We start from the raw sequence: 18,166 nt of genomic DNA on the forward strand, positions 1-18,166 counted from the left end.
CCTTACTTGACTCTTATCAAAGATAACAAACAATAAAGTTTTCAAACTGCTTTCCAGTAGCCATCGCTAAGGGAACCCAGAATATCCGAGTATGGTCAACCGCACAAACCAAAGTAAATAGTGCACCTAAGAATCGGCCTCGACGCGGAGCCCTCGTGCTACGCTTGTCGGGCTGGTTGAATCATAGGTACGAGAGTGAGAAGAAGCAGCTGTTGCGAAGGGTTGCGCGCCTTGTTCGACGACTGTCGCGCCGGAAGCATTACTAACCGCGTGTAGTTGGCTGTCCATTAGACATTTGCGGAGAAAGGTGCCAATGCTCCATCAAATAACTCGCGCGCGCCGCGAGCACGATTTCCCGGCTCGAAAGCTGAGTCGACGCGCCTTGCTATCCAATATGGCCTTGGCTGCGATGGCCGCTATCTGCCGTCCTTCATATGCTCAGCATGGAAACCTGGGGCTTGTCAGCCCGCCGGCTCGTCTCGACGATTTCTGGGTGATCGACCAGACAGCTAAACGGCGACGTCTTAACGCTGTTCTTCTTCAAGGCGTCACAGCGGTGCAGACGATCTATACCGGATGTAGTTCGGTATGCCCTTTACAGGGAGCGCTGTTCAGCGCTGTTCAGGAACATTTGCCAAAAATCCGCGCCCGCTACCCTGTTCAGTTGCTCTCAATCGGAATTGACCCGCTTTCAGATTCGCCATCCGCTTTACGCGACTGGCTTTTGCGTTTTGATGCAGGCCCCGCATGGAATGCCGCTACGCCCTCTTTGGAAAACGTCGACCGGATGCGAATCGCGCTATCCGGTAGTCCGCTTGCCCTTGGCAATCTCGCCGGTCATTCGACGCAAATCTACTGCTTCGATGCGAGCGCAAACCTGCGCTGGCGTAGTGCCGAGCTTCCGCGCTTGGAAGATGTCTGTGATGTGCTTGCTGCGCTGGGACGTGTGTAATTCGACCTCAACGGAGAATAAGACCATGCCACGAATCCGTTTCGCCATGATGTTCTCTCAATCGCTTGCAAGATGTATGAATGCGTTGATTGGGTTGGCATTCGCATCGTCCTTCTTCGCGCATCCTGGACTCGCTCAGGCACAGACGACGGGCACAATAACCCTGAGCGGCACGACTCTATGTGCGGACGATTACAACGACGAGGTCACGCCAGGCACCGCGGTGATCACGTGGAGTTGCAACAACGAAACGAATCAGACTTGGACGGCCACGCCTTCCGGCGCCGGGTACGTATTCGTCAATCAGCACAGCGGTCTTTGCATGGACGTGTCGGGCGCAAGCGTGACAGCCGGCGCGCCCGTGATCCAGTGGACCTGCAACGGCCAAGCGAACCAGACTTTCAATTTGACGCCGCAAGGCAGCGGTTACGCGATCGTCCCGTCGCACAGCGGATTGTGCCTGGCCGCGGCGGGCACGACCGCACAGGGCCCGCAGGTCCTGCAGCAGAGCTGCGGGGGCGACGCCACGCAGACTTGGGCGGTAAGCGGCATCAATGTGACAGCGCTGCCTTCGAAGTGGACTGCGCCGATCGCGCTTCCTATCGTTCCGGCAGCGGCGTCCAATTTGCCCAACGGGAACATATTGCTCTGGTCGGCTGATTACACGAATTCCTTCAGCTCTGGCGAAGTCACGCCAGGCAGGACGTACACGGCAATCTTTAATCCGAAGACCTTGACCAGTAAACAGGCGCTAGTCAGCAATACTGGACACGACATGTTTTGCCCGGGCATCGCCAATCTCCCTGACGGTAGTGTGTTTGTGACCGGGGGGTCCGACAGCGCCATGACCAGCCTCTATTCGCAGTCGAGCGGCGCGTGGTCGTCCGGCGCCCAGATGAACATCGGGCGTGCCTATCACAGCAGCGTCACGTTGAGCAATGGCAGCGTGTTTGTGATCGGTGGCTCGTGGAATGGAGGCTGGGGCAACAAGACCGGTGAAACCTGGACGTCCGGTTCTGGCTGGATGGTGAACTGGTCGCTGCTCGCCGACTATATCCTCACCAATGACGCGGCGGGCATCTATCGCGCCGATAATCATGCGTGGATGTTTGCAGTGTCCAACGGCCGGGTTTTCCATGCTGGGCCAAGCGTGGCGATGCACTGGTTTGACACGGCCGGCAACGGCACTGTAACTGATGCTGGCAATAGAGCAAACGACACCGATGCGATGAACGGCAACGCCGTCATGTACGACATCGGCAAGATTCTTGCCGTCGGCGGCGCGCCGAGTTACGAGCAAGCCAACGCTACTTCCAATGCCACGCTCATCGATATCAGCACCGGCACTGCGACCGCGACCGCACTACCGCCGATGAGCTATGCGCGGGCATTCAGCAACAGCGTCGTATTGCCGAACGGGCAGGTTGTCGTGGTGGGCGGTCAAGCCTTCGCGCAACCGTTTTCGGACGATACCGCCGTGCTGACGCCGGAACTGTGGGATCCGACGACGAAGGTCTTCAGGCAACTCGCTCCCCAAGCCGTGCCGCGCGTCTACCACAGCGTTGCGCTGCTGCTTCCAGACGGCCGCGTCCTGAGCAGCGGCGGCGGGCTGTGCGGCGGCTGCGCGACCAACCACCCGGACGTCGAAATACTGACACCGCCCTATCTGCTCAACGCGGATGGAACGGCAGCAACGCGTCCGACCATGAGTTCGGCACCGACCGACGCCACGCTAGGCACCGTCATCGCCGTTGCAGCGAGTAGCGGTGTTAAGTCGTTCGCACTGATGCGCCTGTCGTCAGCAACGCATACGGTCAATAATGAGCAGCGACGCGTGCCGGTAACGTTCTCGGTGGGCACGGGCGGCGAGTACCTGCTGAACATTCCGGCCGATCCTGGCGTCGCGGTACCGGGCTACTACATGCTTTTCGCACTGAACGCGAACGGTGTGCCGAGCGTGTCGCGCACGCTGCGCCTTCACTGATGGCGGCATTATCATTCCGGCGCCCGGCGGCGCGCGTAGCGGTCTGCCTGGGGCTGGCCGCCGTAGTGCGCCTGGCGCATGCCGAGCAGCAGCTCTGTAAATCGGGTGATTTGGGGTGTGCGATCTACAACGGCCAACATGCGGTCGCAGCGCACCTGCGCGACGACGATCGTCCGCTGCCGCCGTGGACGACGCGGTGCGTGAACTGCCACGCTGGAACCGATAAATCCGGCACCTTCGCGCCGCCGCTGACTGCGGCGCTCCTGCTCGACGCAAAGAGTCGTCGAGGCGGCCCAGCCAGCAGCTACCAGCCGGGGGGCTTCTGTCGCGCGGTCAGGCATGGGATCGACCCAGCCAACGTGTTGCTGCGCAAGGCGATGCCTCAGTATCAGCTATCCGATAGTGAATGCGAGGCGCTTTGGGAGTATCTAACGAATCGTTAGCGGTGTTTGCATACCGCGCGTCGAGCATTGCATGCCGGCGCGGCGCAACTTCAAACGAGCCACGCCAAGACGGTGCCGACAAGCGAATGATGTCATCGCTTGTCCGGACTTTGAGCTGCCGCCTATCCTCGGTCGCTTACCGCTACGAACTCACTCACCAACGTCCATCAGCGACGCCAGCCGCACCGCATAGGCGGGCAGCGAATACGCACTCACATCGTATTTCCGGTTTTTATCGGAGAGGTGCGCAACGACCTCTCCGAGTGCCTTGACAAAGCTCGTCGGATGGAACGAGTACTTGATCTTGTTGCCGATCTCTTCGCCGAAAGTCGACAGGCTGCCGATATCGTGGACCAGCATGGGCAGGCCCATCTGAGCCGCTTCAACGACGACGAGCGGTGCGTTTTCCGCACCTACCGACGGCAGGATCAGCGCGTCGGCCGAACGCCGCAGTTCGGCAAAGAGTTTGTCGCGCGGAAGCGCCCCATGCATGACCAGTTGCCCGGACTCGATGAGGTCCGTATGCGATTCTCTTATAGAGGGCAGGCCCGGTCCGTCTCCGTAGACCGCGATGTGATCGATGTACGCAAAACTCGTCGCCCGCGCGAGCCCGATGAGCTGGCTGAGACCTTTCTCCGGCGCCACGCGGCCGACGAATGCGAGGACGATCTTGTCGCGTGAGCAAACCTTCGGCTGCGACAGTGGCTCGCTCATGACCGAAGGATTAAAAAGACTTGCGGTATTCGGAATTCCGGCCTTGTGCAACGCTTCCTGCATAAAAGGACTCGGGCACAGGAACATGTCGAACAGACGCGTCGGGTTGCCGAGCATTCGGGCGACGTGCCAGTGCATCTTCTTGAACGTGTCGTACACGGGCCCGCTCGCACTGCTGCGCGCAAGCAGCGCGCGTCGTGTTCGCAGGATGTTGAGATCGAGCGGCTTGCTCTTGCCGTCGACGTAGTGCATAAGCGCGGCATTGTAATAGACGAGATAGAAGTCATGACACGTCATGTACGCGAGGAAGCCGTATTTCCGCTTGTAGCGGCGAAGCACCCACAGCACGGACGAAGAGAGCGCGTTGTGATAGTTGTGAACCAGCACGCGGTCAGGCCGGAACGCCTCGATCGTTTTCGCAAGCGCCACGGCGGCGGGGAAATTCCACGTCTTAGTCAAAACCGATCCGCGCAAGGACGCTTTCTGCAGGTCGAAGCATTCGACGTCGACACACGGCGTCGCCTTGAGAACGTCCACGGAAAGCTGATAGATGATTTCCGCGCCACCGAGCTCACGGTAATCGTTAATGACCAGGATCCTTGAGCGCTGCATTTTGTTCCTCGATGTTCCGTCGAGACACGTCGCCCCGAACGATGTCCAGCTTGAATATGGCGCGAACTTATAAAACCGGCCTGTCGCACAATGCAGCGTAATCCGAGTGAAAATCGACCTCTGTGCGAAACCGTACGGTGCACTGCGGCAGCGACTGGTATAAACCCAATACATCACGATTAGCTATGACTTGACAATGCCATCAAAGCCGAGGATGTTCCTGCGAACTTTCTTCACGCGCTTCGCTTTCTCGAGCGGCATCGCGGCAGCAATCTGGCGTCTTTTCTGGCGCGGTCGGGTCGCCGTGTTGCTCGATCACGATCCGTCGCCGCAGTCGCTCGATGCTCATCTGATGTATCTGAAAACCGTCTGCGACATCGTGCCGTTCAGTAAGGTAAATGCACGGGGACGCGGCCGCCGTCGCGCCGCCATCACACTCGACGACGGACACGTGCGCAATGCAGAATTGCTGCCGGTCTTCATCAAGCCCAACGTTCGTCAGACGATTTTCATATGCAGCAGCATCGTCGGGCAGGCGCGCGCGCACTGGTGGCTTCATCCGGGTGTTGCGCACCTGGGTGTCGAACGACTGAAAACAATGAGGAATGTAGAACGCCTTGGAAGACTGCAATCGGCTGGCTTCATGCAGCACGCCGCTGCTGAAGAAAGCCAGGGCAGCGGACTCAGCGCGGAGCAGGTTCAGGCGATGCGCCGTTACGTCGATTTCGAATCGCATACCCGCTTTCATCCGATTCCGACGCGTTGCGACGATGCTGAGTGCAGGGACTACTCGGATCGAAAAAGGAGATCGAGGAGATGCTCGGTCGCACCCGCCATCATTTCGCTTACTATCTTCGATATCTGCGCCAGGGTGGTGGGTTCGCCGGACGCAAACCGCAGCTTTGAACCCGGATAGGCGGGAAGCATCGACCGCAATAGGTGCGCCCGCTACAGTCCGATGACCGTCGGGGCGCGCAATCCAGCGCGCCATGTACAAGCCGAGACCGCAATGCATACTCCGCGATCACAAAAGATGACTTTTTGGCTCTTCTTTCTAGCCATCGTCACGCAACGCCTGTCGCTCATCCCTGGCACGAACCCTGTTCCCGTTGCGTTGGCAATCTATGCTGGCGCCGCGCTGCTGGTTTGTGTGCGCAGAGAAGTGGTCGTCCGGCGGGGCCTCTTGCTGAGCGTCCTCTGCGTGGGGTGCATACTGATCGGCACGTCTATCTGCACGGGCAGGGAGTTTTCGGCGAATTCGCTGATTTACCTGCTTGTGCTCTACCTGCCTTTCTCCTTCGTCGTACCGGACGGGGCGCCCTTGCATTCCACCACAGCCGACGGCTACCGGTGGTTCTCCAACATGATGTGCGTCTTTGCAGCCGTCGCGCTGTATCAATACGGCAGTCAGGCGTTCCTGCATATCCCATATAGCGACCCTCTCGGCGGCTTGCCGAAAGAGTTCACGATGTCCAACTATGAAGTGAGCTATCCGATCCAGTACGGATCGGAGATCTACAAGTCGAACGCGTACGTGTTCCTCGAACCGTCGTTTCTCTCACAGTTCCTGGCACTCGCACTGCTGATCGAGGTCATGATGTTCCGGCGCGTCACGGCGATTGCTATGCAGATTGTCGCGCTCGCCACGACCTTTTCTGGAACGGGTCTGCTGTTCATCGCAATTACGCTCCCGTTCGCCATCATCGCGAACCTGCACAATCGGCGGGCCGCAATCCTGGCGGGACTTGCGGTGGTGGCTATCGCTGCCACCGTCGCGTCGAACCCGGCCGTGCTCAAGCGTTCGGGCGAAATCAACGATCAGGGCAGCAGCGCTTCTATTCGCTTCTCCACGCCTTATGAGCGCATGCGCGAACTGGCGTTTGAAGACGCATCCAGCATGCTCATAGGCTATGGTGCGGGTAATGCGGACCGCATCAGAGTAGACGACAGAGTCGCGAACTTCCCAGCCATCCCGAAGGCGATCATCGAGTACGGTCTGATCGGGGGCATTCCGCTGCTGCTGTTGATCATGGTTCGAATCTTCACGGGCATTGAAAGCCTGCCGATTGCGGTCGGGCTCTTCTGTATGCAGTTCTTCCTCTCGGGCGCCCTCCTGCAGCCGATCTCCGTCTTCACGCTTTTCTACTTCTTTGCCGTGCAATCGAGCGGCGGTCTGCCCCAAACGACGTCAGAGGCCGGACACGTCGACCTGGCGGGCGGCTAAGTGGTGCTTTCCGTGCGCTCCAGACCGGCGGTGATCGGACGTCCTCGGCTTAAACGCGCGCTCATCGCGTTAGCGATGCTCGGAGCTGCGTTGCCAGTCATCACGCATGCGGCGTCCGACTCGACGGCATCACCGGGAGTCGCGGCGATAGGCCTGCATTCTGAAGGCGACATGTACACGGCCCAATACGATTCGTTCGGCGCATGGCTTGGCGAGCCGGTGCAGTACCGCATCGTCTTCACCGCGCGTGAAAAGTGGCAAGATGTCGCCGAGCCGTATTACCTCGCAACAACGCAACGCTGGATCAATAGCGACCCGCGTCGTGTCGAGGTGATGTCCGTCCCGTTGCTTCTTGCTTCGGATCATGGCTTCGCGACGGTGACGAGTGGCAAAGTCGACTACGCATTCGCAAGTCTTGCGCGGAACATTAAGGCGATTGGCCGTCCTGAGCAGGTCATCATCCGGCTTGGATGGGAGCACAACGGTAACTGGTACCGATGGAGCGCGATCAAGGATCCCGAAGGGTACAGGGCTGCTTATCGCCACGTTGTACACGTGATGCGAAAGGTCGCCCCTGGCTTGCGCTTCGACTGGACCACCGACTTCCAGAGCCACAGCAACTTCAACTGGCAGAGCGCCTACCCAGGGGACGACGTCGTAGACATCATGTCGATGGACGTCTACGACGAGTATCACGAGGGCTGGGGCGATATGCTGAACGCCCGGACCGGACTGAGATCGTTTCGGGCGTTTGCTCGGGCGCACGGCAAACCGGAGGCTTATCCGGAGTGGGGTTGCTCGACGAGGCCTGAGGGCTATGGCGACGACCCGGAATTCATCGAACACTTCCATGGCTGGATCGAAAGCGGTGCCCCGAACGTGCTGTATCAATCATACTGGAACACACACTTGGGCGGTCCCAACGCTGTGATTTACGGCGATCAATCGGGCCGCGTTCCACTAGCGGCCGACAAATATCGGGAGCTTTTTGGCGGTAAGCGATAGTTTTTAGCATACCGAATGGAGAATCGTTTGCAACCGATGGGCGAACTCGCCGCATCCCGACGATCAATATTCCCGGTGATACCAACAACTGCGTTTGCGGAGAAGGCGCCGATTTGATGGCCGGCGGGATCTGCGGTGTCAGCTTAAAGGCAAATCAGTCCGGAACCACAAGGCGCGCGGCAGGGTATTGTGTGTGCCTGGTTAGCACCGCGCTCGCTTTGCCTTGCTTGTCATCGTTCTTCTCCTTGCTTGAGTTTACCTGCTCAGCAAGGGATTCGTTTTTCGGGGGCAAGCTCAAAGATCGTGATGACTACGCGGCCCACACCCGTTCAGGAAAAGGCCTTCCGCCTGTTAAACATTTACCCCGCCTGTACCCAGTAACTGACTCCTCCCGGCACGCGTAACCGCGCCAAATCGAAGACTTGCGCGCGCCGCGTGCTCAAGTCGGGGCTAAACTCATGGTGCCGCGGGCGAGCTTCACCAATCCATGATGTGCGCAAGCGCACAGACACCCGAAATGGTCATATTGCGTAATACAGCCAAACTCCACACAAACTCCGCCTCTGAAACTTGCTATGACCAAGGTATTGGAAGAGCTTTCCGCGGCCATTATCGATATTGACCGCGACGATAGCGAGACGAATAAAGTGGACTTCAAAATGCATCCCGTCTATTTCGGCGGGCATTTTGGTTGGCTTCATGAGCCGCGGCCGCAATCTAACGAAAATGGCAAAGCAGGCATTGTGCTTTGCGGTCCCCTCGGACATGAGGCTTTATGGCTGCATCAGACCATGCGGTCGCTCACCGACCGCCTCGCGGGCCGGGGATTCGCTGCACTGAGATTCGACTATGCCGGCACCGGCGACTCAATCGATCTGGGTGAGCTCGTCGAACCGGGCAGATGGGTCGACGAGGCCGCCGAGGCCGTGGATTTTATGAGGCGCACGACTGGTGTCGAGCGTGTCGCGCTAATCGGATTCCGCTTTGGCGCAATGGTTGCCGCGCAGGCTGCGCGTGCGGCGCGGGTCGATACCGTGGCGCTTGTCGCGCCGGTCGTCGCTGGCCGGCAGTTCGTGCGGGAAATGAACGCGCTACAGCGGACGTGGCTGGACCAGGCCAGCCACCACATTCGCAATGATGCAGCGCCAACCGGCGCGTTCGACGTGCTCGGGCATCGCTTCAGCCGCGCCGCCATCGACGCAATAACGCAATGTGATCTGCGCCGGATGACGTCGCCACCGGCAAGCAAGCTGTTGATCGTTCACCCCAGCAATCAGGGACCCAGCCACGAACTCGCGGACTCGTATAGTGCGCTGGGCGCACAGGTCGATTCGCTGCCGTTTCCCGAATATCCGGAGGCGATGCAGCCGTCGTGGGTGGCAACGTTGCCTCAGGCGACACTAGGTTCCGTCGAAGGATGGTTCGCGCGCGAGTTTGCACCGTCGTCCGCACCGCTTCGGTCCGCAGTATCCGACGCGGCGGCGGCCCCCGTTGCGCCCCGACGGTCAGGCGGTTGGAGCGGCGCTGTCGAGACGCCGGTGGATCTGGCTAATGGACGTTTGTTCGGCATCCTATGCGAACCGGAAGGCTGTCCGGAGCGTGCGCCGCTCGTAGTCATCGCCAACACGGCGGCGACACACCATGTCGGCGACGGTCGATTCAATGTGGAGCTCGCCCGCTCGCTGGCACGAGCGGGCATCGCGTCCTTGCGAGTCGACGCGCACGGCATTGGCGATAGCCGCGGTGCCTGGATGGTCGAAGACCCTTCCTTGCTCAGTTACGAGCAACTTGCTGCCGATACGTCGCTGGCGGTCGATTGGGCCCTCGCCAGAGGGCATCCGCGGGTTGCCGTGTTCGGCATCTGCTCGGGTGCGTATCTCGCGCTTCACGCAGCCACGAAAAATCCTTCCGTAACGGCGCTACTGCTGGTCAATCTTCAGAAATTCGACTTTCCGGCGGACTTCAGGATGTGCGATGCGATCAAGCTCGATGCTCGCTCGACGCGCGCCATTTTTCGGGCGATGCTTCGCACAAAGAAATGGTCACAAGTTCTGCGCGGCGAGGTGGGCCTGCGGCCTGTATTGCGGACGCTGTCCCGCTATGCCGTTGACGCCGTCGTGAGTAACTCCGCCGCGTGGGCCGGCGATTCGAACCGCAGTGCGATGAATAAAGGCACTCGCGCCCGTCAGCGGATGAAAGATCTCGATGCACGGGGAGTGCATGTCCGGCTATTGTTCAGCCCGTTGGATCGCGGGCTGGACGAGCTGCAGATGCACTTCGGCCGGGGTGGTCGGCGGCTCAACAAGCTGTTGCACGCGAGCGCGATGGTCATCCCGAACATGGACCACGAAGTGTTGAATCCTGCGGCGCGGCAACGGATTGCGGCATTGTGCGAGACGTTTTTCAATCAGGCATTCGCTCGCGAATAAGGCTGGTGGGACGTTACAAGGGAAGGGCGGCCTCGTCTGCGGTGCGAACGCGAGCCATCCGGGACCGTCATGCAGTTGCCTGGCACGACGATCGGTTGAGCGTTGCACGCCGACGCGCGAACAGCACGTCGGCGTGCAAACAAGTGCAGAACAGATACACACGAGCGAGGACCTGAAAAAATGCACATTCATCCCGTAGTTCTTTGCGGCGGCAGCGGCACGCGACTTTGGCCGATGTCGCGCGGCGGCTACCCGAAGCAGTACCTCGCACTGACAGGCGAACACACGCTGGTCCAGCAAACCGCGTTGCGCCTGCGTGGCATCGATGGTGTGACCGTGCCGATCGTCGTCACGAACAACGAGCAGCGTTTTCTCGTTGCCGAGCAACTGCGCCAGGTCGACGTCGGGTCGGCAAGCATCGTGCTGGAACCGGCAAGCCGCAACACGGCGCCGGCCATCGCCGTGGCCGCGCTGCTCGCATTGCGCGACACGCCCGACGCGTTGCTGCTCGTGCTGCCGTCCGATCATGTGATCGCGGGCGAGGCCGCCTTCGTCAAGGCAGTCGAAGCGGCGGCGCAGATCGCGAAGGACGGGCGTCTGGTCACATTCGGCATCACACCGACCGAGCCGCATACCGGCTACGGTTACATTTGCGCGGGCGCGCCGCTGATCGACGGCACGCAGAGCTTCGCCGTCGATTCGTTCGTCGAAAAGCCGGATGCCGCGACCGCTCAGCGCTTTATCGACGAAGGCCGCTACTACTGGAATAGCGGCATGTTCATGCTGAAGGCGTCGACGTATATGGACGAGCTGCGCCGCTACGAGCCGGAGATCGCGCGTCAGGCCGAGCTGTCCCTGCAAAGCGCGCAACGGAATTTTGATTTTGTGTGGCTCGATGCCGACGCGTTCGCCGCCTGCCCGAACATTTCCGTCGACCACGCGGTGATGGAGAAGACCCAGAGCGCGGCCGTAGTCGCGGTCGCCGATCTCGGCTGGAACGATATCGGTTCGTGGACCGCGCTCGCCGACATCGCCGAGCGCGATGCGCAGAACAACGCGCTGATCGGTGACGTGCTGACCGACGCGGTCAGCGACTCGTACATTCGCGCCGAGCATCGGCTCGTGGCGGCGATCGGGCTCGAGAACGTCGTGATCGTCGAGACCGCGGACGCGGTGCTGGTCGCGCATCGGGATCAGGCGCAGGACGTGAAGAAGATCGTCGCGCAGCTCAATGCGATGGGGCGTCACGAGTCGGTCACGCATCGTCGCGTGGTGCGGCCGTGGGGTTCGTATGAAGGCATCGATAGCGGCGAGCGCTTCCAGGTCAAACGCATCGTCGTCAATCCGGGCGCGCAGCTGAGCCTGCAGATGCATCATCATCGCGCGGAGCACTGGATCGTCGTGAAGGGCACCGCGCTCGTGACGAACGGCGACAAGGAAATCATGCTGACCGAGAACGAGTCGACCTATATTCCGCTCGGCATCACGCACCGGCTGCTGAACCCCGGCAAGATTCCGCTCGAGTTGATCGAGGTGCAGTCGGGCGCGTATCTCGGCGAGGACGACATCGTGCGGTTCGAGGATACGTATGGGCGTGTGGCGAAGGTTTAAGGGGTCGGGCGTTTAGCGGCTATTTCGAAAATCGAATGGGTCATGCGGCTTACCGAGCATCTGGGTTAAAGGCGGAAAAGTCGAGGCTAAGGATCGTGTAGAGATGGCCACCGTTGCCCGGCGAGCATCCGACCGAGAGCGTTAAGCTTTATTCGATGCCTGCCATCGGTCGCAGGAATGTGCATGCCTTTGCGCGTGTCGGCAGGGGTCGAATAGGCCCGATGGAGGAAACCGCGGAGTGCCCCAACGCGGCTTTTCTGATCGACCGCCTGGGCCGCCGGGCCAACCTGCTGATTTTCGTCGCACTCTCGGGTGCCACCATTTACATCTACACGTGAGTCAAATTGAACGGAAAAGTCCCGATCTTACGCTCGACGTCCTCGACAGATTCCACCAACTCCCGCAGCCCCGTCAACAGCCCTTCCACTGCGCTTGCCCGCACTTGCCAAAAGCCCGCCATCTTACCCGCGCAACGTTCGCATCGCTCAACTTAATGGTATTGCGCCCGCCGCTGCATCACCCGCCGTCGCGGAAGACTACCGCGACCGCTACCAGCGGCTCACCGGCAGGTCACCGCGCGATTGCCCCGTGTGTGGGAAGGCCACTTGCTCCGTATTGAAGGCGGTGTGCCTGGCATCCTGCCGCTGCCCTCCCACATAGCATCTAATCCCGGCGATGGACACTGAGCTGCATCAGCAGAGGCCCGCAGCACGTTGGTCGTTCCCATGCGGCCAACGCGAACCGACTCGTGCTTTGCCGTCGTCGCACCATCATCATGTCGCGAAACTCCGCATTCCTTGCCCCTCGATGAGTGCATTCCCGCTGCGTTCGCAGAACGGGCCCGGACAAATTGCGGGGTTCCGGATTGCGTCAACCGTGCATCGGGCATCACAAATCACCGCGAAGTCCAGCGTCTTCCTCGGGCGCTCGTTCAGCCTTCGTGCCACGGCGTTAAGCCTGGCCTTTGAGCAGACCGACAGGTCGATGCCTTTCGGGAAGTACTGTCTCAACAGGCCGTTGGTATTTCCGTTCGAGCCGCGTTGCCAGGGGTGTTTCGGATCGCAGAAATACACGGCAATGTCGGTGGCGATGGTGAACCGTTTATGGTCGGCCATCTCTGTTCCCCGATCCCAGGTCAGCGATTTATAGAGTTCCTGTGGCAACTTGCCGGCGTGTTTGATGAGTGCGTTGACAACCGACTCGCTGTCCTTGCTCGCGATCTGAATTCCTCCAGTTTGCGCCAGAACTCTCTGTACCGACGAATGATTGCGGTTAAATAGCTGGGCGATGTGCTGCAGCGACTCGCCTTTACGCCAGCGTTCCCACATCAACGCCTTCTGGCTTTCGCTGTAATAGATCCGGCGCCTCTGTTTCATTTGCAACACTCCCGCCGCTCATGCGACGTTCATTGTGTTGCATCGACCGGTTGAATCCGCCTGTTCCGGTACACGGACTACATCGCCCCGGGCGGTCCGCGCATGGTCAGCGTGAACGCGAAGATCGATTTCTGATTCCGAGCAACGGGCTCACTGCGCGCCGCCGGCGCGCATGGCCCGGTATTCCCGCTGCACGATGTCCATCAGTTCCGCCACCGAAGTCAGCGCGCTCTGTTGCTCGTAGGTCACGCGGCCTCGCTGCATCAACATGATGCGATCCGCGATATCCAGCGTCTGCGCATAGTTGTGCATGATCATGATGATCGACAGGCCGCCTTTTTCCTTCAAGCGCATCAGCAGGTCGATGATGAGCCCCGCCTCGCGCGCGCCCATCGCGGCGAGCGGCTCGTCGAGCAACAGGATCTTCGCGTTCGAATGCACCGCGCGCGCCACGGCGATCGCCTGGCGCTGGCCGCCCGACAGACGTTCCACGGGCAAATCCACCGAAGGCACGTGCACGCCGATATCGTCGAGACATTGCGCCGCGCGCTCGCGCATCTGCTTGTGGTCGAGCAGCCTGAACGGTCCGCGCCGCACGATTTCGCGATTCAGGAACATGTTGTGGTAGATGCTCAGCGAATTCGCGAGCGCGAGATCCTGATACACGCATTCGATGCCGAGAGAGCGCGCATGATCGACCGAGCGCAACAGCGTCTCTTCGCCGTCGATGTGGAGCGTGCCGCTCGTTTGCTGATGAAAGCCCGTGAGGATCTTCACGAGCGTGGACTTGCCCGCGCCGTTGTCGCCGAGGATGCCGAGGATCTCGCCGTTGCCGAGCGTGAGCGAGACGCCGTCGAGCGCCGTCACCGCGCCGAAGCGTTTGACGAGGTTGTCGCCTCGCAACGCGAGCGGCGTGTTCGCGCCGCCGAGCGCAGCGGAGGTGGCGTTCGCGCCCGCCGAGGAGGTTTGCGATTGGTCCATCAGCGTCCACCCTTGCGGCGAATGCGCCCAACGTGGATGTTGAAGATCATCGCCGCCAGAATCGCGGCGCCAAGAATGATGTTGAACGTAAACGCGTTGATGCCGATCAGTGTAAAGCCGTCGTTGAGAATGCCGAGCACCGCCGCGCCGATGAGACCGCCCACGATGGTGCCCGAGCCGCCCGTCAGCGGGGTGCCGCCGATCACGGCGGCGGCCACGGCAAGGAACATGATCTGGTTGCCGCCCGCCTGCGGGTCGATCGAAGTAATGCGAAAGGCTTCGAGCATGCCGGTGAAGCCCGCCAGCACCGCGGCGAGGACGAAGTTGCCGAGGCGCAGCCGCTTCACATGAATGCCGGCCTCGCTCGCGCCGAGCGGATTCGCACCCGCGGCCTGCGTGTGAAGGCCCCAGCGCGTATGCCGCAACAGCACGTGCATCGCGAACGCGATCACGAGGGTCCAGATGATCTCGCTGTAGCCCCACGCGCCCATGACCGCGGCGAACGCGGGCGAGCCGGGCGTGGGGGCGGGCGTGCCGCGCGAGATCGTGAGCGTGATGCCGTTGATCAGAAAGAGCGTACCGAGCGTCGTGACGAACGAGGGTAGCCGCAGCCACACCGTCACCGCTCCGTTCACGAAGCCGACCGCGCCCGCCGCCACGAGCCCCGCGATCACGGCGAGCCACATCGGCGCGCCCGCGTCATTCGCGAACACCATCATGAATGGCGCGAACGCGAACACCATGCCCGCCGACAGATCGATGTCGCCGCCGATCATCAACATGATTTCGCCGAACGCAATGATCGCCACCGGCGCGATGAACTGCGAGAGGTTGACGAGGCTCGCGTTGGTGAGCAGGAAATCGTGGTTCGCGAATTCGAAGTAGGCGGCCAGCAGCACGGCCACGTGCAGGATGCGCAGCTCGGCCGCCCACTGAGACGCGAACGAAACGCCCGCGCGCCGGGGCGCGCGGACTGCTTCGGTGTTGCTGGTTTCGTTCACTGTATTCATCAGGACTTGATTGCGCCGGACCGCGGGACGATTTGCTGCTTATCGGTCTTGCCTTCGAAGCGCGTCGAGGTATTGAGGTACGGCTCGACGTTCTCCTTGGTCACGAACTTCAGGCCGGTGTTGATTTCGGCCGGCCCGACGAGGCCGCCCGAGCTGAGGAACACGAACGCCTGCATCACCGTATAGAAACCTTGAACGTACGGCTGCTGGTCGATGGTGAAGTCGAGGTAGCCTTCATGGATCAGCTGGATCGTGGTCGGCAGCAGGTCGAAGCCGCCGCCGTGCACGCCCTTCGCGGGCAGGTTCGATTCCTTCATCACCTGCGCGACGCCCTGTGTGCTGCCCGCATCCACGGCGAACATGCCCTTCAGGTCCTGGTGTCCCAGATAGAACGCCTTGATCTTCGACAGTTCCTCGTTGACGGTCGCGCCCGTGGCCACGGTCTGGATGTCGATCTTCTTGCCGGACTTTTTGATCGCGTCGCTCGCCCCGTCCATGCGCGGCTGGATGTTGAGCTGCCCCGGCGTCGCAATGAACAGCGCGACCATGCCGCTGTCGATCAGGCTCACGATGCGCTCGCCCATCTGGTAGCCGGACAGATACAAGTCCTGGCCGATATACGCGAGGCGCGGATTCTTCTTGCCGCGCGGCGCGTCGGCGTTGTAGGCGAACACGGGAATGCCGGCGTCGAGCGCGGCCTGGATTGGCTTGTCGAAAGCGCTCGGATCGACGATCGGCACCGCGATGGCGTCGGCCTTCGCGGCGATCGCCGAATTCACGGCGCGGACCATTTCGCCGGCGTCGGAGGTGGCCGAGCCGGTCCACTGATAATCCATGTTGAGCAGCGAGCAGGCATCCTGAATGCCGTATTGCGTCGGCACGAAGAACGGGTTGGTGGTGACGTGATTGACGAACACGATCTTCCACTTCTTGTGCGACGGAAACGCCGACTCCGCTGCTTGCGCGCTGCCGACCAGCCCGCCCGCGCCGCCTAGCGCACCCATCAGCGAAAGCGCCGCGCCGAGTCCGGCGCCCTGCATTAGCCCGCGCCGAGTCGGATTGAAAGAGTTGTTGCCTTGTTGCTGGTTGTCATCCCGTTGCTGTGCCATCTCATCCTCCGATTCTTCTCTTCGTTGGTCGATGCGCTCGACGTTGCGTCGATCGTGTGCAGATGCTGGAAGGCACCGGGAGTGCGCTGGGCAGCGCGAGACTTTGGCGTGGCGACGTGCAACCCCGATTCGAGGCGCTCGATACGCGCCGTGCGGTACCGCAAAAATGTTAGTGCAGTGCGGTTGCACCGCCTAATCCATGTATACCCGCACCATTCCGAAGAGTGGGACGGCGGGGTTACGAAGTTGTGGATAGTGGCGCCCGACGGGGTGCAATGGATGGTCTGCGCCGCTGTCGGCGGACTGGCGAAAGGGTGGCGCGGCACCGGGTGGCGCACCGCAGCACCTAGGACGCGGACGCGACCGCCGCTTCGTGGGGCGCGGCGCTCAAAGCGTTTCGCCCGCCAACACCGTCGCGACATGCGCACGCAACGTCGGCAGCACTTCGCCTTCGAACCACGGATTGCGCTTGAACCACGCCACATTGCGCGGCGACGGATGCGGCAGCGGCATCACATGGGGTCCAAACTCGGCCCATCTGACGAGCGTATCGGTCGAGGTCGGGCCAAACGCGTCGCCGAGACCAAAGCGCTGCGCGTATTGTCCGATCAGCAGCGTCAATTTCACCGAACGCATCCGCGCGAGCAATTGGCCATGCCAGCGGCTCGCGCACTCGGGACGAGGCGGCAGGTCGCCGCTCGCGCCGCGGCCCGGAAAACAGAAGCCCATCGGCACGATGGCGAACCTGGACGCGTCGTAGAAGGTCGTGTCGTCGACGCCGAGCCATGTGCGCAGGCGCGCGCCGCTCGCGTCGCTCCAGGGCACTCCGGACGCATGCACGCGCGCGCCCGGCGCTTGCCCGATGACCAGAATACGCGCGCTCGCGGACGCCGCAAGCACGGGTCGGGGCGCGTGCGGCAGCATGGGTGCGCACAGCGTGCAGGCGCGGATATCGTGAAGCAGCGTGTCGAGCGACGTGTCGTGTTTCGACGTACGTTTGGTGGTAACGGCCATAAAGCGGTGCGGAGTGACTGGCGTGCAGTCGTGTCGTGAGTCGGCTCAGTTCTGCGCCTCTGCCGGATAGATCAGCGTGCCGTCGGCCTGGGCCTCGGCGCCAGGCGTCATCGTGGCGGCGTTCGTGTGATGCGCGTCCATGATGTGCAGCACGGTTTCATCGTGCATCAGCAGATAGTCCGTAATGATACGCCGGTGGCAACGCCACCAGACCGCTTCCGAGCACATGATCGCGCAGCGCTGCCGATGACCGAGCGTCAGCAGTTGCGCCAGTCCCTCGCGGAACGCGTCGCTCATTGCATAGTCGGCATAGTTGCGAAAGGCGGGATGCGTCCAGTACGCATTCGGCGAACGCGCGTCGTCCTTGCGCCTGCTGCGGCGTCCGCCGAGTGCGGCGAGATGCACGTAGTCGATATGCTCCGCTGCGAGCGAGGCGGGCAACGTGTCGCGATTGAACTGCGGGTTGGTTCGCGAGCGCGGGATGCTGCGCACGTCCACCAGCAAGGCGATCTGCTCGCCTTTCAGCAAGTCGACGAATTCCTGCAACGGACGCGTCGAATGGCCGATCGTGTAAAAAGGGCGTTTTGTTTTCATGCGTGCCTCGCCGACCTCGATCGCGGCGACGATTCCTACACGGTTACAACCTTTGGCGCAGTAAGGTCAACTGCGTCCCGATTCAGGCGCCGCACGTGCCATGCCTGA

General features: G+C 61.2%; 14 protein-coding genes and 1 pseudogene. 8 read left to right on the forward strand and 7 right to left on the reverse strand.

The window, feature by feature from the left end; translation table 11 throughout:
* Positions 1-313 precede the first annotated feature (313 nt).
* From AB3X86_RS21810 to AB3X86_RS21820, 3 genes are all read left to right on the forward strand, one after another.
* Positions 314-952, forward strand: a complete 639-nt coding sequence (locus AB3X86_RS21810; protein ID WP_368597596.1) for an SCO family protein — start codon at positions 314-316, stop codon at positions 950-952.
* 76 nt (positions 953-1,028) lie between these two features.
* Complete coding sequence (locus tag AB3X86_RS21815; protein WP_368597712.1) at positions 1,029-2,936, forward strand: RICIN domain-containing protein; 1,908 nt, start codon at positions 1,029-1,031, stop codon at positions 2,934-2,936.
* Positions 2,936-3,379: a hypothetical protein gene (locus AB3X86_RS21820; protein WP_176383863.1), complete on the forward strand. Its 444-nt coding sequence runs from the start codon at positions 2,936-2,938 to the stop codon at positions 3,377-3,379. The genes AB3X86_RS21815 and AB3X86_RS21820 overlap by 1 nt, the downstream gene beginning before the upstream one ends.
* A 150-nt stretch (positions 3,380-3,529) precedes the next feature.
* Here the strand turns inward: AB3X86_RS21820 and AB3X86_RS21825 are convergent, their stop codons facing one another.
* Positions 3,530-4,705 carry a glycosyltransferase gene (locus AB3X86_RS21825; RefSeq protein ID WP_368597597.1) on the reverse strand — a complete coding sequence of 392 codons (1,176 nt, stop codon included), beginning with the start codon at positions 4,703-4,705 and terminating at the stop codon, positions 3,530-3,532.
* A gap of 196 nt (positions 4,706-4,901) precedes the next feature.
* Here AB3X86_RS21825 and AB3X86_RS21830 point away from each other — a divergent pair, with 196 nt between their 5' ends.
* The 5 genes from AB3X86_RS21830 to AB3X86_RS21850 all read left to right on the forward strand — a co-directional run bounded on the left by AB3X86_RS21830 (position 4,902) and on the right by AB3X86_RS21850 (position 11,974).
* The gene (locus AB3X86_RS21830; protein WP_368597598.1) at positions 4,902-5,621 is read left to right on the forward strand and encodes a polysaccharide deacetylase family protein; all 720 of its coding nucleotides are present in this window, start codon (positions 4,902-4,904) and stop codon (positions 5,619-5,621) included.
* A gap of 117 nt (positions 5,622-5,738) precedes the next feature.
* Complete coding sequence (locus AB3X86_RS21835) at positions 5,739-6,929, forward strand: hypothetical protein (protein WP_368597599.1); 1,191 nt, start codon at positions 5,739-5,741, stop codon at positions 6,927-6,929.
* Positions 6,930-7,934, forward strand: a complete 1,005-nt coding sequence (locus AB3X86_RS21840; protein WP_368597600.1) for a glycoside hydrolase family 26 protein — start codon at positions 6,930-6,932, stop codon at positions 7,932-7,934. It abuts the gene before it with no gap.
* Positions 7,935-8,509: 575 nt separating this feature from the next.
* On the forward strand, positions 8,510-10,363 hold the full coding sequence (locus AB3X86_RS21845) for an alpha/beta fold hydrolase (protein WP_368597601.1): 1,854 nt from the start codon (positions 8,510-8,512) through the stop codon (positions 10,361-10,363).
* Between the two features lie 180 nt (positions 10,364-10,543).
* Positions 10,544-11,974, forward strand: a complete 1,431-nt coding sequence (locus AB3X86_RS21850; RefSeq protein ID WP_368597602.1) for a mannose-1-phosphate guanylyltransferase/mannose-6-phosphate isomerase — start codon at positions 10,544-10,546, stop codon at positions 11,972-11,974.
* Between the two features lie 902 nt (positions 11,975-12,876).
* Here the strand turns inward: AB3X86_RS21850 and AB3X86_RS21855 are convergent.
* From AB3X86_RS21855 to AB3X86_RS21880, 6 genes and pseudogenes are all read right to left on the reverse strand, one after another.
* A pseudogene (locus AB3X86_RS21855) lies at positions 12,877-13,197 on the reverse strand (IS30 family transposase); the annotation flags it as partial.
* 303 nt (positions 13,198-13,500) lie between these two features.
* Positions 13,501-14,331 (reverse strand): ATP-binding cassette domain-containing protein, encoded by an 831-nt coding sequence (locus AB3X86_RS21860; RefSeq protein WP_368597603.1) that lies wholly within the window; start codon positions 14,329-14,331, stop codon positions 13,501-13,503.
* Positions 14,331-15,341, reverse strand: a complete 1,011-nt coding sequence (locus AB3X86_RS21865) for an ABC transporter permease (RefSeq protein WP_368597604.1) — start codon at positions 15,339-15,341, stop codon at positions 14,331-14,333. The genes AB3X86_RS21860 and AB3X86_RS21865 overlap by 1 nt, the downstream gene beginning before the upstream one ends.
* Positions 15,341-16,450 carry a sugar ABC transporter substrate-binding protein gene (locus tag AB3X86_RS21870; RefSeq protein ID WP_368597605.1) on the reverse strand — a complete coding sequence of 370 codons (1,110 nt, stop codon included), beginning with the start codon at positions 16,448-16,450 and terminating at the stop codon, positions 15,341-15,343. The genes AB3X86_RS21865 and AB3X86_RS21870 overlap by 1 nt, the downstream gene beginning before the upstream one ends.
* A 387-nt stretch (positions 16,451-16,837) precedes the next feature.
* Positions 16,838-17,464: a uracil-DNA glycosylase family protein gene (locus AB3X86_RS21875; protein WP_176366794.1), complete on the reverse strand. Its 627-nt coding sequence runs from the start codon at positions 17,462-17,464 to the stop codon at positions 16,838-16,840.
* A 45-nt stretch (positions 17,465-17,509) separates the two neighbouring features.
* Positions 17,510-18,058: a DUF488 family protein gene (locus AB3X86_RS21880; protein WP_368597606.1), complete on the reverse strand. Its 549-nt coding sequence runs from the start codon at positions 18,056-18,058 to the stop codon at positions 17,510-17,512.
* Positions 18,059-18,166 lie beyond the last annotated feature (108 nt).

It is taken from the genome of Paraburkholderia sp. BR14374, from assembly GCF_040948685.1.
In the GTDB taxonomy this organism is placed as follows: Bacteria; Pseudomonadota; Gammaproteobacteria; order Burkholderiales; family Burkholderiaceae; genus Paraburkholderia; species Paraburkholderia youngii.